The organism is Mariniluteicoccus flavus (assembly GCF_054776655.1).
The window spans coordinates 107,542-122,530 of sequence record NZ_BAAHBN010000002.1 but is presented as its reverse complement, the minus strand read 5'-3'; the positions used below and the strand labels follow the sequence as shown (position 1 = coordinate 122,530).

Annotated in this window: 11 protein-coding genes; 5 read left to right on the top strand and 6 right to left on the bottom strand. The window is 70.1% G+C overall.

The features are described from left to right. Nucleotides 1–48: 48 nt before the first annotated feature. Both valS and ACYVAG_RS04525 read left to right on the top strand, forming a co-directional pair. Nucleotides 49–2,598, top strand: a complete 2,550-nt coding sequence (gene valS / locus ACYVAG_RS04530; protein WP_460767140.1) for a valine--tRNA ligase — start codon at nt 49–51, stop codon at nt 2,596–2,598. Nucleotides 2,599–2,601: 3 nt separating this feature from the next. Next, complete coding sequence (locus tag ACYVAG_RS04525) at nt 2,602–4,569, top strand: hypothetical protein (RefSeq protein WP_460767138.1); 1,968 nt, start codon at nt 2,602–2,604, stop codon at nt 4,567–4,569. Between the two features lie 24 nt (nt 4,570–4,593). Here the strand turns inward: ACYVAG_RS04525 and ACYVAG_RS04520 are convergent, their stop codons facing one another. The 5 genes from ACYVAG_RS04520 to ACYVAG_RS04500 form a co-directional block, all read right to left on the bottom strand. Further along, complete coding sequence (locus tag ACYVAG_RS04520) at nt 4,594–5,919, bottom strand: MFS transporter (protein ID WP_460767135.1); 1,326 nt, start codon at nt 5,917–5,919, stop codon at nt 4,594–4,596. A 366-nt stretch (nt 5,920–6,285) separates the two neighbouring features. Continuing rightward, nucleotides 6,286–7,581 carry an ATP-dependent Clp protease ATP-binding subunit ClpX gene (clpX, locus tag ACYVAG_RS04515; RefSeq protein WP_460767132.1) on the bottom strand — a complete coding sequence of 432 codons (1,296 nt, stop codon included), beginning with the start codon at nt 7,579–7,581 and terminating at the stop codon, nt 6,286–6,288. A 131-nt stretch (nt 7,582–7,712) separates the two neighbouring features. Then, a complete protein-coding gene (locus ACYVAG_RS04510; RefSeq protein WP_460767129.1) occupies nt 7,713–9,095 on the bottom strand; it encodes a family 43 glycosylhydrolase in 1,383 nt (460 codons plus the stop codon). Nucleotides 9,096–9,281: 186 nt separating this feature from the next. Beyond that, nucleotides 9,282–9,965, bottom strand: coding sequence for an ATP-dependent Clp protease proteolytic subunit (locus ACYVAG_RS04505; protein WP_460767127.1), 684 nt, complete (start codon nt 9,963–9,965; stop codon nt 9,282–9,284). An 11-nt stretch (nt 9,966–9,976) separates the two neighbouring features. Further along, complete coding sequence (locus ACYVAG_RS04500; RefSeq protein ID WP_460768028.1) at nt 9,977–10,576, bottom strand: ATP-dependent Clp protease proteolytic subunit; 600 nt, start codon at nt 10,574–10,576, stop codon at nt 9,977–9,979. Between the two features lie 166 nt (nt 10,577–10,742). Between ACYVAG_RS04500 and ACYVAG_RS04495 the strand changes: the two genes are divergently transcribed. From ACYVAG_RS04495 to fgd, 3 genes are read left to right on the top strand one after another with little or no spacing between them, the layout of a single operon-like run. Beyond that, nucleotides 10,743–11,840, top strand: a complete 1,098-nt coding sequence (locus ACYVAG_RS04495) for a PLP-dependent cysteine synthase family protein (RefSeq protein ID WP_460767124.1) — start codon at nt 10,743–10,745, stop codon at nt 11,838–11,840. 23 nt (nt 11,841–11,863) lie between these two features. Continuing rightward, nucleotides 11,864–12,832 (top strand): DMT family transporter, encoded by a 969-nt coding sequence (locus ACYVAG_RS04490; RefSeq protein WP_460767121.1) that lies wholly within the window; start codon nt 11,864–11,866, stop codon nt 12,830–12,832. A 28-nt stretch (nt 12,833–12,860) separates the two neighbouring features. After that, nucleotides 12,861–13,868, top strand: a complete 1,008-nt coding sequence (fgd, locus tag ACYVAG_RS04485) for a glucose-6-phosphate dehydrogenase (coenzyme-F420) (protein ID WP_460768026.1) — start codon at nt 12,861–12,863, stop codon at nt 13,866–13,868. 100 nt (nt 13,869–13,968) lie between these two features. Here the strand turns inward: fgd and ACYVAG_RS04480 are convergent, their stop codons facing one another. Beyond that, on the bottom strand, nt 13,969–14,985 hold the full coding sequence (locus tag ACYVAG_RS04480; RefSeq protein ID WP_460767119.1) for a hypothetical protein: 1,017 nt from the start codon (nt 14,983–14,985) through the stop codon (nt 13,969–13,971). Nucleotides 14,986–14,989: the final 4 nt, after the last annotated feature.

Here is a 14,989-nt window from a genome sequence, read left to right as displayed (position 1 = left end):
CGCGCAACCGACGTGCGTACCGGGGCCTCGCTCAATAGGATTCACCCCATGACTTCTGCGCCGCTCGCCTCCCGCGTCCCCGACAAGCCCGCCCTCGAGGGGCTGGAGGACAAGTGGGCCGCGGTCTGGGCGCAGGACAAGACGTACGCGTTCGTCCGCCCCGCCTCACGCGCCGAGGTGTTCTCCATCGACACTCCCCCGCCGACCGTGTCCGGCTCGCTCCACGTGGGCCACGTGTTCTCCTACACCCACACCGACGTGATGGCGCGCTACCAGCGCATGAACGGCAAGCACGTCTTCTATCCGATGGGCTGGGACGACAACGGCCTGCCGACCGAGCGCCGCGTCCAGAACTACTACGGGGTGCGCTGCGACCCGACGGTGGCGTACGACCCCGCGTTCACGCCCCCGGCCAAGCCGGACCCGAAGAAGCAGGTGCCGATCAGCCGCAAGAACTTCGTGGAGCTGTGCCACGAGCTGACGGCGATCGACGAGAAGGCGTTCGAGGACCTGTGGCGCCGCGTGGGCCTGTCGGTCGACTGGAGCCTGCTCTACGAGACCATCTCCGACGCGTCGCGCACGGTCGCCCAGCGCGCGTTCCTGCGCAACCACGCGCGCGGGGAGGCGTACCTCTCGGAGGCGCCGACGATGTGGGACGTGACGTTCCAGACCGCGGTGGCGCAGGCCGAGCTGGAGGCGCGGGACTATCCCGGCGCCTACCACCGCATCGCGTACGCCCGCCCCGACGGCGAGAAGGTCTTTGTCGAGACCACGCGCCCCGAGCTCATCCCCGCCGCCGTCGCGCTGATCGCCCACCCCGACGACGAGCGCTACCAGGCCCTGTTCGGCACCACGGTGACGTCGCCGCTCTTCGGCGTCGAGATCCCGGTCGTGGCCCACCCGGCCGCCGAGATGGACAAGGGCGCCGGCATCGCCATGTGCTGCACGTTCGGCGACCTCACCGACGTGACCTGGTGGCGCGAGCTGCAGCTGCCGACCCGCACGGTGATCGGCCGCGACGGGCGCCTGCTCCGCGAGACGCCGGAGTGGCTCACCCACCCCGAGCCGTACGCCGAGCTCGCCGGCAAGACCACGTTCTCGGCGCGCGAGGCGCTCGTGGCCATGCTGCGGGAGTCGGGCGACCTGGACGGCGAGCCGAAGAAGACCGAGCGCAAGGCCAACTTCTTCGAGAAGGGCGACAAGCCGCTCGAGATCGTGTCGACGCGCCAGTGGTACATCCGCAACGGTGGCCGCGACGAGGCGCTGAAACAGGACCTGCTCGCCCGCGGCGAGGAGCTCGCGTGGGTGCCGGAGCACATGAAACACCGCTACGACAACTGGGTCGGCGGCCTGAACGGCGACTGGCTGATCTCGCGCCAGCGCTTCTTCGGCGTGCCCTTCCCCGTCTGGTACACGCTGGACGCCGACGGCGAGCCCGACTACGCGAACCCCATCACCGCGGCCGAGGACACGCTGCCGGTCGACCCGAGCTCCGACTGCCCGCCCGGGTTCACCGAGGACCAGCGCAACCAGCCCGGCGGCTTCGTCGGTGACCCGGACGTCATGGACACCTGGGCCACCTCGTCGCTGAGCCCCCAGATCGCCTGCGGCTGGGAGCGCGACCCCGAGCTGTTCGCCCTGACCTTCCCCATGGACATGGCGCCGCAGGCCCACGACATCATCCGCACCTGGCTGTTCTCGCGCGTGGTGCGGTCCCACTTCGAGCACGGCTCGCTGCCGTGGCGCCGCGCGACGGTGTCGGGATTTGTCGTGGACCCCGATCGCAAGAAGATGTCGAAGTCCAAGGGCAACGTTGTCGTGCCCACCGACATCCTCGACCGGTTCGGCGCCGACGCCGTGCGCTGGCGCGCGGCGATGGCCCGCCCGGGGCTCGACTCGCCGTTCGACGAGACTCAGATGAAGGTCGGCCGCCGCCTCGCGATGAAGGTGCTCAACGCGTCGAAGTTCGTGCTGGGCTATGGCGCGACCGACGTCGCGCCGACCAATCCTGTCGACCTCGCGCTGCTCGCGCGGCTGCGTACGGTCGTCGGGGAGGCGACCCGCGCCTTCGAGCGGTTCGACTACACCGGGGCGCTCGAGGTGACCGAGACGTTCTTCTGGTCGTTCTGCGACGACTACCTCGAGCTGGTGAAGGAGCGGGCGTACGGCGCCCAGGGTGACGAGGCCGCCGCCTCCGCCCGGGCCGCGCTGACGACGACGCTCGACACCGTGCTGCGCCTGCTCGCGCCGTTCCTGCCCTTCGTCACCGAGGAGGTGTGGTCGTGGTTCCGCGAGGGCTCGGTCCACCGCGCCGCGTGGCCCACGACCGACGCGCTTCCCGACGAGGGTGACGAGTCGCTCCTCGACGACATCGCGGCCGCGCTCATCGCGATCCGCGGCGCCAAGTCGACGGCCAAGGTGTCGATGAAGACCGAGGCGACCCGCGCCGAGTTCGACGGGCCGGCCGATGTCGTGCAGCGCCTGCAGGCGATCGAGCCCGACCTGCGCGCCGTCGGACGCCTCACCGGCGAGGTGCTGTGGGTCGATTCGCCCACACCGCTGTCCGTCGACGTCCAGCTCGCCGACGCGAACGGCTGACGCGTGGCGCAGACGCAGCCGGTCGGCGCACGACCCGCGGGGACGGCGCAGGGACCGAGCGGGATGGAGCGCGCGCGGGCGTGGACGGCGGACGCCGCTGCCCGCGTCCCGGCACTGGGGAATCTCGAGGGCGGCACCGCGAGCCTCGCCGCGCTCTTCGCCCCGATCCTCGCGATCGCCGCCCTCGGCTGGCTGCTTCGGTGGGTGTCCGACGACGGATGGATCAACATCCGCATCCTGCAGCAGCTCTTCGCCGGAAACGGCTTCGTCTTCAACTCCGGCGAGCGCGTCGAGGCCGGGACGAGCACGCTGTGGCTCGCCCTCGTCGCGGGACTGCACCTCCTCGCCCCGGGCGCCGACCTCGGGCTGGTCAGCGTCGTCCTCGGCGTCGTCCTGACCACGCTGGCGATCACGCTGGCCACCCTCGCGGGCGTGCGCGTCGCCCGCAGGAGCGCCAGCGACCTCGTGGGTTTCCTGCCGTTCGGCACGGCAGCGGTCGTCGCCCTGCCCCCGTTCTGGGACTTCGCCACCTCGGGGCTCGAGACGAGCCTGACGTTCTGCTGGCTGGCGCTCTGCTATTGGCTCTTGGTGCGTCGCGTCCCCGCACAGGGTGAGCCGGCCACGGCTGCGTGGTGGCCCGTGTGGCCCGCGTTCGTCATCGGGCTCGGCTGGCTCGTCCGGCCGGACGCGGCCCTGTACGCCGTCGCGTTCGCGGTCGCTCTCCTGGTCCAGAGCCGGTTCGGCCTCCTGGGCTGGCTGGGCGCTTTCGTCGCGGCGGTCCTGGTCCCCGCGGCCTATCAGGTTTTCCGGATGGGCTATTTCGCCGCGCTCGTGCCGAACACGGCGCTGGCGAAGGATGCGGGAGCGAGCAAGCTGCAGCAGGGCCTTTATTACCTGCGCGACTTCGCCGTCCCCTATTCGGTCTGGTTCCCGCTCCTGCTCGGCGCGGCGCTGATCGCCGGTCCGGCGGTCGGCTGGGCCCGCGCCCGCGACTGGCGGCTGCTGGTCACGGTGGTGTGCCCGGTCGTGCCCGCAGTGCTGCACGCCGCGTACGTCGTTCGTGTCGGCGGCGACTTCATGCATGCGCGGTTCCTGCTCCCGCCCGTGTTCGCGCTGCTCCTGCCGGTTGCGGTCATCGGCGTACGCCCGGGTCAGCAGTTGCGCACTGTCGCCGCGGCCCTCGGCCTCGGGTGGGCGATGGCCGTCGGCAGCGGCGCGCGCGTCGCCTACACCGACACCATCGACGTGATGACCGACGAGTACGCGGGCACCCCCAACCAGCTCGGCGTCGCCAACGAGAGGGCCTTCTGGCACAGCCGTACGCTCGCCCACCGATCGGTGCTGATCACCGACTGGCGCGGGTCGGCGTCCACGCGCGACGCCGAGGACGTCGCCTGGGACCGCGCGCTGGGCCGCTCCTACTATCGCGACGACCGACTGCTCGGCTATCTCTTCGGGCGCGCCACCTACGACGAACGCGCGCGCCTCGACCAGGAGGCCCGCCGTCGGAGGGCTGATCCGCAGCATCGGCCCGTCGGCATCCTCTTCGACGCCGTCGACCGCCGCACCTACCTGGTGGCCGACAACATGGGCATCCAGGCCGTCACGGCCGGCGTCGACGTCCACCTGGTCGACCGCCACGCGCTCACCGACGCCGTCACCTCGCGTGCCAAGCCCGAACACCCCCAGGTGGCGCGCATGGGGCACCGCCCCACCGACCCGGCCTGGCAGGCAGCGCGCTTCGTCGACAACGACCGACTCACCAACCGCCACATCACCAACGCGGCGGCCGCGCTGAAGTGCGGCGACCTGCCGGTGTTGCTCGAGGCGGTCACCGCGCCGATGACCCGGGAACGGTTCATGGAGAACCTGCGGCTCGCGCCACGCCTCACGGCGTTCACGTTCCCGGAGGACCCGACGCGGGCCCGCGAGGTGCTGTGCGGGTACGCCCCGCCGGTCGTTCCGCGCTGACCCGCCGGGGTCCGCGTACGGGGTTCAGGAACGCACGCGGCGCGGGAAGTGGGTCGCGACACGCTTGCGGCTCATCAGCAGGCCGATGACCGACAGGACGCCGCCGAGCAGGATGTAGGTCGAGATGCCCGTCGAGCCATAGCCGTCCTTCATCAGCCACTGGGCGACGAAGGGCGACAGTCCGCCGCCGAGCACGGCGCCGACGTTGTAGGACAGGGCGACGCCCGAATAGCGGTGCTCGGGGTCGAACAGGCTGACGAAGTACGCGGCCATGGGTCCGAACACGAAGCTGAGACCGATATAGGCCACGACGACCGCGACATAGAGCATCGGGACACTGCGGGTGTTGAACAACCAGAAGTACGGGAACGCCCAGGCGATCTGGAACACGGCACCGATCATCATGGTCGAGAAGAGGCCGATGCGATCGGCCAGTGCCGACGCGATGAAGACCGTGATCAGCATGGCGGCCGAGCCGGCCAGGCCGCTCACGAGCAGGTCCTGGCGGCTCATCTTGAGCTGCTGGGTGCCGTAGGCGTTCGAGAACGAGTTGATGATGAAGATGAACTGGTTGAAGCCGAGCTGCACCAGGATGCCGGCCACCATCAGCCCCAGCCCCTTCTTCATCACGCCCGCGATGGGCAGGTGACCGGTCGTCTCGCGCTCGCTCTGCATGGCCTTGAAGACCGGGGACTCGTGGAGCCCCAGACGCACCCACAGGCCGATGCCGATGAGCACGACCGACAGCAGGAACGGGATGCGCCAGCCCCAGGTGAGGAAGCTCGGGCCGGTGGCCGCCGCGGTGATCTGGAAGGCGAGCAGACCGAGGATCGACCCGATGGGCGAGCCGGCGGTCGCCGAGGCGCCGAAGAAGGCCTTGCGGCCGGCCGGCGCGTGCTCGGTCACCATGAGGAACGCGCCCGACTGCTCGCCGCCCATGAAGAAGCCCTGGAGGATGCGCAGGACCACGAGGAGGATCGGCGCGGCCACCCCGATGGTGGCGTACGTCGGGAGGCAGCCCATCAGGAGCGTGCACAGGCCGGTGGTGGCGAGCGAGATGACGAGCATCAGGCGCCGCGACACGCGATCGCCGAAGTGGCCGAACACGAGACCGCCGATGGGGCGGGACACGAAGCCGGCACCGAAGGTCATGAAGGCGAGGAGCGTTCCGACCAGCGGGTCGGACTGGGGGAAGAAGAGCTTGGGGAAGACCAGCCCCGCGGCCAGGCCGAAGATCAGGAAGTCATAGAGCTCGATCCCGGTGCCGAACGCCGACGCGATCGCGACCCTCCTCACCTGGGACGGGTCGGACGACAGGTGCTCGTCGAGCTCGGCGGTGCTGTGCGACATCAGTGATCTCCTCGTTCGACACCGCAACGGCGCGGTGCGTCGCACATCCTGTCGGAAAATGTCGGACATGAGAAGGACCGTCCACGAGCGTGGTGAAAAGTGCACACCTGCGCCCAGAACGCACCCTCACACCCACCCCCGACCGCAGAACGCGCACACCCGCGCCCAGAACGCACCCTCACACCCACCCCCCACCGCAGAACGCGCACACCCGCGCCCAGAACGCACCCTCACACCCACCCCCCACCGCAGAACGCGCACACCCGCGCACTTTTCACACGCACCGATGCCCGATGCGAGTACGCGGGAAGCAGAGAGGACCGCCCACGGGTGTGGACGGTCCTGGAGTCTTTCTGGGTCGATCGCTCAGGCGCTCTTGCTGCGCCGCTCCCGCTTCGGGGCCTGCGACCGCGGCACCAGCGTCGGGAGTGCGGAGTCGTTGACGACCTCGGCACTGATCACGACCTGGGCGATGTCCTCCTCGGACGGGACGTCATACATCACGTTGAGGAGCACCTCCTCCAGGATGGCCCGGAGCCCGCGCGCACCCGTCCCACGCGCCAGCGCCAGGTCGGCCACCGCCTCGATGGCGTCGTCGGTGAACTCGAGCTCGACGCCGTCGAGCTCGAACAGCTTGCGGAACTGCTTCACCAGCGCGTTGCGGGGCTCGACGAGAATGCGGATCAGCGCCTCGCGGTCGAGGGGCGTCACCGTCGAGATCATCGGCAGGCGGCCGATGAACTCGGGGATCAGGCCGAACTTCGTGAGGTCTTCGGGGCGCACCTGGGAGAACGGGTCGTCGTTCTCGACCCGGCGGCTCTCGGCGTCGTTGTTGAAGCCGATCGGTCGCTTGCCGATGCGCTGGTCGATGATGTGCTCGAGCCCCGCGAACGCCCCGCCGACGATGAACAGCACGTTGGTGGTGTCGATCTGGATGAAGTCCTGGTGGGGATGCTTGCGGCCGCCCTGCGGCGGCACCGAGGCGGTGGTGCCCTCGAGGATCTTCAGCAGCGCCTGCTGGACGCCCTCCCCCGACACGTCGCGCGTGATCGAGGGGTTCTCGCTCTTGCGGGCGACCTTGTCGATCTCGTCGATGTAGATGATGCCGGTCTCGGCCTTCTTCACGTCGAAGTCGGCCGCCTGGATCAGCTTGAGCAGGATGTTCTCGACGTCCTCGCCGACATAGCCCGCCTCGGTCAGCGCGGTGGCGTCGGCCATGGCGAACGGCACGTTCAGCATCTTCGCGAGCGTCTGCGCCAGATAGGTCTTGCCGCAGCCCGTCGGCCCGATCAGCAGGATGTTCGACTTGCCGAGCTCGACCCCGTCATCCTCCGCGGCGCGGCGCGGCGTGGTCGACGCGGCCTGGGCCTGGACCCGCTTGTAGTGGTTGTAGACCGCGACCGCCAGGGCCTTCTTGGCCGCCGACTGGCCGATCACGTACGAATCGAGGAACTCGCAGATCTGGCGCGGCTTCGGCAGGTCATCCAGCAGCCCGATGTCAGATCCCTCGGAGAACTCCTCCTCGATGATCTCGTTGCACAGGTCGATGCACTCGTCGCAGATGTAGACCCCGGGGCCCGCGATGAGCTTCTTGACCTGCTTCTGGCTCTTGCCGCAGAAGTTGCATTTGAGCAGGTCGCCGCTCTCTCCGATGCGCGCCATGTGTCAACTCCTGGTCGGGTCGGCTGCGGGATGCGTCCGAGGGAATCGGACGCCCCCGAAACTACCCGCTCGGAGCGCGGATCGGTCGGTCTGGGCGGCGTGTTCGCTGACAGCGCAGGACCGCCCCCGGGTCACCGACCGGTGTTGGCCAGTCCCCCGTGCTCGTCGTACTGCTTCGGGTCCGCCGGCTTCGGGGCCGGTACGCCGGGCTCGCTCGGCGCGGGCTCGTTCGGCGCGGGGGTGGGCACCGGCTCGCTGGGCACCGGCTCGCTGGGCACCGGCTCGCTCGGCACGGGAGTCACCGTCTGCTTCGGCGTCGCGGGCTTCGGGGTCACGGTCGGCGTCCCGGAAGACTTCGGCGTGACCGTCGGCTTCGGCGTGACCGACGGCTTCGGCGTGACCGACGGCTTCGGCGTGACCGTCGGCTTCGGCGTACCGGACGGCTTCGGCGTCTGCGACGGCTTCGGCGTGACCGTCGGCTTCGGGTCGTCCCCCGGCTCCACGAAGCCCTTCAGCGTCGGCGTGACGCCATCGGCACCCCAGCCGAGGTTGGCTGCGTACAGCACGCGGTGTGCCGTCTTCGGCACCACGCCCGTCATGGGGCAGGGCTTCAGGCCCTCGCACACCCAGCCGTGGAGGATCAGTTGGTCGTTGTTCCCGGTGCCGTCGACCACATCGGCCCCGCCGGGTCCGCAGATGCCCGTGTTCTTCTGGTCGAGCAGCGTGTGCTCGGGCTTGTCGGCGAAGCTCCAGATGTCGGTCGAACGGCGCCAGGCGGTGGCATACCGGCACTGGTCGTACCAGTTGTTCGAGACGAACAGGATGAAGTGCTTGCCGCGCTGGACGATGGTCGGGTTCTCGACGCTGTCGCGGCGCTGGATGAGCTCGCGGCTCCTGCCCTGCACGTGCAGGCCGTCGTCGGTCAGCTTCACCAGGCGGATCGAGCCGGGCGCCGTCTGGGTCTTGTAGAGCAGGAAGCGGCCCTGGTCGGTCACCACCGGTGACGGGTCGATGACGCCGGAATCCTTGACCGGACGCCCCTGCACCTCGTCCTCACCGCGGTGGGGGCAGATCAGCGGGCGGTCGCCGCGCGCCTGGAACGGGCCGTTCGCGCTGTCGCCGATGGCGACCCCGATGCAGCGCTGGGTGCCCGGCATGCTCTTGGCCTGCACGGAGTAGTAGAAGAGCCACTTGCCGTCCGGGCGGCGCACCGCGTCGGGAGCCCACGCGGCGCCCTCGCCCGTGGCCCACGAGCCATAGCCACCGGGTACGGCCTGGCGTCGCTCGACGGTCCACTTCCCGCCCACGCGGTCGGCCCCGAGCACGCGGCCGCCGGTCAGATAGACCCGCACGCCCTTGTCGGTCACCGCCACCCCGGGATCGGCCGAATGGCCCTCGGAGAAGATCGGCCTCGGGGCCTTCTGGCCGCCGTGGGCCGCGAGTACGCCGGCCCCGACACCCAGGGTGCTCACCACGAGGGCCACCGCCAGGGCCCACCACCGTCGCAACGTCATCTCAGATCCCCCGCGTCATCCGGGGACCCGCGTCCCCGATCGCTTCGACCGTAGGACCGGACGGGGCGCGTACGCGCGTCCGCGGGGGCGGAGGTTTCCCTCTCCCCGCGACCTCGGAAGACACCGAACGGCCCGCACCCGGGCGGGGGTGCGGGCCGCTGCGTACGCGGTGGCGGGATCAGCCGATCAGGCGTCCTTCAGCGACATCAGGACGTCGTCGATGATGCCGTATTCCTTGGCCTCGGGGGCCGTCAGGTATTTGTCGCGCTCGACGTCGCGGCTGATCTTGTCGACGTCCTGGCCGGTCGCATCGGAGATCATCTGCTCCATCAGCGAGCGGATGCGCAGGATCTCGTTGGCCTGGATCTCCAGGTCGGAGCTCTGGCCGAACGACGACTGGCCCATCGCGGGCTGGTGGATCAGCACCGTCGAGTTCGGCAGGGCGAGGCGCTTGCCCTTCGTGCCGGCGGCCAGCAGCACGGCCGCGGCCGACGCCGCCATGCCGAGACAGATGGTCTGGATGTCGGGCTTGATGTAGCGCATCGTGTCGTAGATCGCGCTCATCGCGGTGAACGAGCCGCCGGGGCTGTTGATGTAGATCGAGATCTGGCGGTCGGCGTCCATCGACTGCAGGCAGAGCAGCTGGGCCATGATCGCGTTCGCGATGTCGTCGCTCACCGGAGTGCCGAGGAAGATGATGCGATCCTCGAACAGCTTGGTGTAGGGGTCGACGCGGCGCACGCCATAGCTCGTGCGCTCCTCCCACTGCGGGATGTAGTAGTCGGAGCGCGGGCCGGCCGGGGCCAGGCCGCCCGGGAGGGCCTCCTCCCGCTGCTCCATGTTGAACCGGGCGAGGTCGTTGACGTTCATTCCTGTGGTCCTCACTGGTTCGGCGCGTCGTTGCCGCTGATCTGCGACGCGTTCTCGTAGACGTGGTCGATGAAGCCGTAGTCCAGCGCCTGCTGGGCGGTGAACCAGCGGTCGCGGTCGGAGTCGGCGTTGATCTGGTCGACGGTCTGGCCGGTCTGCTCGGCGATCAGCTCGGCCAGGACCTTCTTGAGGTGGAGCGACTGCTCCGCCTGGATGCGGATGTCGGACGCGGTGCCGCCGAGGCCGCCCGACGGCTGGTGCATCATGATGCGGCTGTGGGGCAGGGCGTACCGCTTGCCCTTGGCGCCCGCCGACAGCAGGAACTGGCCCATCGACGCCGCGAGGCCCATGGCCACTGTGGCGACGTCGTTGGAGATCCACTGCATCGTGTCGTAGATCGCCATGCCGGAGTCGACCGAGCCGCCCGGTGAGTTGATGTAGAGGTAGATGTCCTTCTCGGCGTCCTCGGCGTTGAGTAGGAGCATCTGGGCGCAGATCGCGTTGGCGTTGTCATCGCGCACCTCGGAGCCGAGGAAGATGATGCGGTTCGCCAGCAGCGACTGGTAGACGTTGTCCGACATGCTCACGCCGGTGCCACCGGCGGCCAGCATCGGGTTCAGCGGAATGTTGTTCACGACGTCGAACCTACCCGGCGCGGGCGACAATCCTGAGCGAGGGCGGCTGATGTTCGCTGTGGGCGCACCCGACGGGCCCTCGCGGGCTAGGCTGACCGGAGGTCGAGACCGGCCCGATGACCCCCCAGACCAGGAGGTACGCGTGGACCCGTGGGCCAGCGTCCGATCCGTCGACCGCAGCGACCTCGCGGCCCGCGAGTGGACCGCGCGCTGCGTACGCCTGCTCGACGCGGACGCCAACCGGTCGGCCGACACCCACCTCCACCGCCTCGAGCTGCCGACGGACTGGGGCATCGACGTCTATCTGAAGGACGAGTCGACCCACCCGACGGGCAGCCTGAAGCACCGGCTGGCCCGATCACTGTTCATGTATGCCCTCGTCAACGGCTGGCTCTCCCCCACCACCCCGGTGGTCGAGGCGTCGTCGGGCTCCACGGCGGTGTCGGAGGCCTATTTCGCGCGCATGCTGGGCCTGTGCTTCATCGCGGTGATGCCGCGGACGACCAGTCCCGAGAAGGTACGCCTGATCGAGGCCGAGGGCGGCGAGTGCCACTTCGTCGACCGCGCCGACGCGATGTGCCGCGAGTCGCGGCGCCTGGCCGCCCAGCTGGGTGGCCACTTCATGGACCAGTTCACCTTCGCCGAGCGCGCCACCGACTGGCGGGGCCACAACAACATCGCCGAGTCGACGCTGGCCCAGCTGGCGCTGGAGCCGCACCCCGCCCCCACCTGGGTCGTCGTGGGGGCCGGGACGGGCGGCACGAGCGCCACGTTCGGGCGCCACCTCCGCTATCACAAGCTCGCCACGCGCCTGTGCGTCGTCGACGTCGAGGGTTCGGCCTTCTTCGACGGGTGGTGCGCCGACGACGACACCGTCACCGTCGACGGCAGCTCCCGCATCGAGGGCATCGGCCGGCCCCGCGTCGAGCCGAGTTTCGTGGGCGGCGTCGTGGACCGCATGATCGCGGTCCCGGACGCCGCGTCGGTCGCCGGCGCCCGCTTCCTGTCCGAACGCGTCGGGCGCCGGGTGGGCGGCTCGTCCGGGACCAACATCGTGGGCGTCGCGCGATTGGTGACCGAGATGCGCGCGGCCGGCGCGCGCGGCTCGATCGTCACGCTGCTCTGCGACGCCGGCGACCGGTACGCCCACACCTATTTCGACGACGCATGGCTGGCCGACCAGCGTCTCGACCCCCGCCCCTGGCTCACCGCACTGGCGGACGCGCTCCCCGCGCGCTGACCCGCCGCGCTAGCCTCGAGCGCGTGAACGACTCCCCCGCATCCTCCGGGCTCCCCCGCCTCGGCGACCGCACCTGGCTCATCGCGCTGGCCGCCTCGCTCTGGGGCTTCTCGGGCCTGCTCCGCGCTCCGCTGTCGAAGCAATACGCCGCCCCGACCATCGTCTGGTGGGAGCACCTCGTGCTGGTGGCGCTCGTCAGCCCCGTGCTCGTCGGCGCGCTGAAGGCGTGGTGGCGAGCCTCCGCCCGGGCCAAGGTCGAGACGGTCGTGATCGGGGCGGGCGCGTCGGCCCTGGCCACGACGCTGTTCACCCTCGCCTTCCGCTTCGGCGACCCGATCACGCCCCAGGTCCTGCAGAAGCTCCAGCCGGTGATGGCCATCGCCCTGGCCGCGGCCCTGCTCGGCGAGCGCCTGCGGCCCCGGTTCTGGCTGTTCGCCGTGCCGGCGCTGGCGGGTGCCTGGCTCCTCGCCTTCCCGAACCCCGCGGGGGTGGGCGTACGCGCCCTCGTCCCGGCGCTCCTCGGCCTCGGCTCCGCGCTGCTGTGGGCGCTCGGGACCGTGCTGGGGCGCCGCGCCAGCGCCGAGCTCTCGTTCGCCCACGTCACGGCCCTCCGGTTCTTCTTCGGCATGCTGGCCCTCGCGGCGATCGTGCCGGCGACCGGGTCGGCGTACACGATCGCGCCAGCCGCGCTCCCCCGCATCGCGAGCCTGGCGCTCGTACCGGGACTGATCGCCCTGGTCCTCTACTACTACGGGCTGCGTTCGACGCCCGCGAGCCGAGCGACGCTGGCCGAGCTGGCGTTCCCGCTGACCGCCGCCGCGGTGGGCGTCATCGCGCTCGGCGGCCACCTGCGGCCGACCCAGTGGGCCGGGTTCGCCGTCGTGCTGGCCTCGGTCGTCGCGCTGGCCCTGCACGAGCACACCAGCCGCACGCCGGCCGTCACCACCCCCGGACGCGACCCGGTTCCCGACGACGTCCTGACCCCCGCCTGACCCACCCGCCAGCCACAGACCGAGGAGAATCATGATCAAGATCGGCTACAAGGCCTCTGCCGAGCAGTTCGCCCCGCGCGAGCTCGCCGACTTCGCGGTGCTCGCCGAGGAGGTCGGCCTCGACTCCGCGACCATCTCCGACCACTTCCAGCCGTGGCGCCACACCGGCGGCCACGCGCCCAACTCGCTCATGTGGCTCGCGCACGTCGGCGCCCGCACCGAGCGGATCATGCTCGGCACGTCGGTGCTCACGCCGACCTTCCGCTACAACCCCGCGGTGCTGGCGCAGATGTTCGCGACCCTCGGCTGCCTCCACCCGGGCCGCATCATGCTCGGCGTGGGCTCGGGCGAGGCGCTCAACGAGATCGCCGTCGGCCAGGAGGGGTGGCCCGACTTCAAGGAGCGGTTCGCCCGGCTGCGCGAGAGCGTACGCCTGATGCGGCAGCTCTGGACCGGCGAGCACGTGACCTTCGAGGGCGACTTCTATCGGACGAAGGACGCGGTGATCTATGACCGGCCCGAGAAGCCGATCCCGGTCTATGTCGCCGCCGGCGGGCCGACGATGGCGAAATATGTCGGTCGCCAGGCCGACGGCTTCATCTGCACCTCGGGCAAGGGCGAAGAGCTCTATCGCGACGAGCTGATGCCGGCCGTACGCGAGGGTCTCGCGCTGAACGACCGTTCCGAGTCGGAGCTCGACAAGATGATCGAGATCAAGCTGTCCTATGACCGCGACCCCGAGCGCGCCCTCGAGAACACGCGGTTCTGGGCGCCGCTGTCGCTCACCAAGGAGCAGAAGCACTCGATCAGCGACCCGCGCGAGATGGAGGCGGCGGCCGACGCGCTGCCGATCGAGCAGGTCGCGAAGCGCTGGATCGTCGCCTCCAGCGCCGACGAGGTCGTGGAGAGGGTGCGGTTCTACACCGACCTCGGCTTCGACCACCTCGTGTTCCACGGCCCGGGCCACGACCAGGCCCGGTTCCTGCACCAGTTCGCCGAAGACGTCGCCCCGGCGCTGCGCGAGCTGGGATCCTGAGGCTGTTCGAGTCCCGAAAGGTTGTTTGAGTCTGTTCGAACCGCCTCGAACGACCTTTCGGGACTCAAACGCGTACGCAGGCTCGCCCGGATCGACGCAATTACACAGCCACCACGTCCGGTTGCCCCGTGCTCGGCGGCGGCGTGTACGGCGCGGTCTGGATCGTCGGTGACCCCGGGGGCTGGCAGGTCGGCGGCGGCGTACCGCCCCCGCCCTGCTGGGCGACCGGCCATTTTCCGCCGGGGAACGCCGGGGAGTTCGTGACGGCCACGGCCATCCCCTTCTGGATCCGCTGCATCTCGCTCGCGAACTTCACCATGCCCTTGATGGTGTTGATGAGGTTCATGATGCCGCCGCCGAAGATGCTGTTGAGCCCCTGCAGGCTGAACAGGCTTCCCGGCGAGCCGTGGGTGGCTGCGTACAGGCGGCCGACCAGCCCGCCGCAGTCGGTGTAGTAGGCCAGCAGCGCCTTCGACGTGTCCTCCAGGGCGGTCGCTGTCGTGTCGCACAGGACCTTGGTCTCGGCAACCGCCTGGACCTGCGCTGGGACACGGGCGGCGTACGCGCGGCCAGCTTCGTCCTGCCAGCCCGACTTCGCGAGCTCGGAACGCTGGCTGACCGTGGGGATCATGGCGGCGACGGCCTTGGAGGGACCTTCGCGCCATTTCTGGGCGGCCTGCTGCAGCGTCTCGGGCGCGTTGAAGCCGCGCAGGATCTCGCGCGCCTTCTCGATGAAGCTGCCGCAGACGTCCCAGATGCTCGAGAAGACCGACTTCACCTTGTCGAAGATCCACTGCAGCGGGTTGAAGAGACCGTCGAGCCACGACTCCACGCGGTTGCGTACGCCCTCGAGCGCGTCCCACATCTTGCCGAGGCTGTCCCAGGCCTCCTTGGCGACGTAGAGCCCGGGCGCCAGCGCGAACTGCGTCACGCCGGTGGTCGCCTCCACCAGGTTCCCGCCCGCGTCGACGAAGTGGCCGCCCGCGTCGCCGAAGCTCTCGCGGGCACCGTCGAAGTCGCCCGTGAGCGCCTTTCCGGTCCCGGTGAGCATGTCGCCCGCACCCTGCAGCCCGTCGCCCACGGCCTCGAGGCCGTCTCCGATGAATCCCCAACCCATGTCG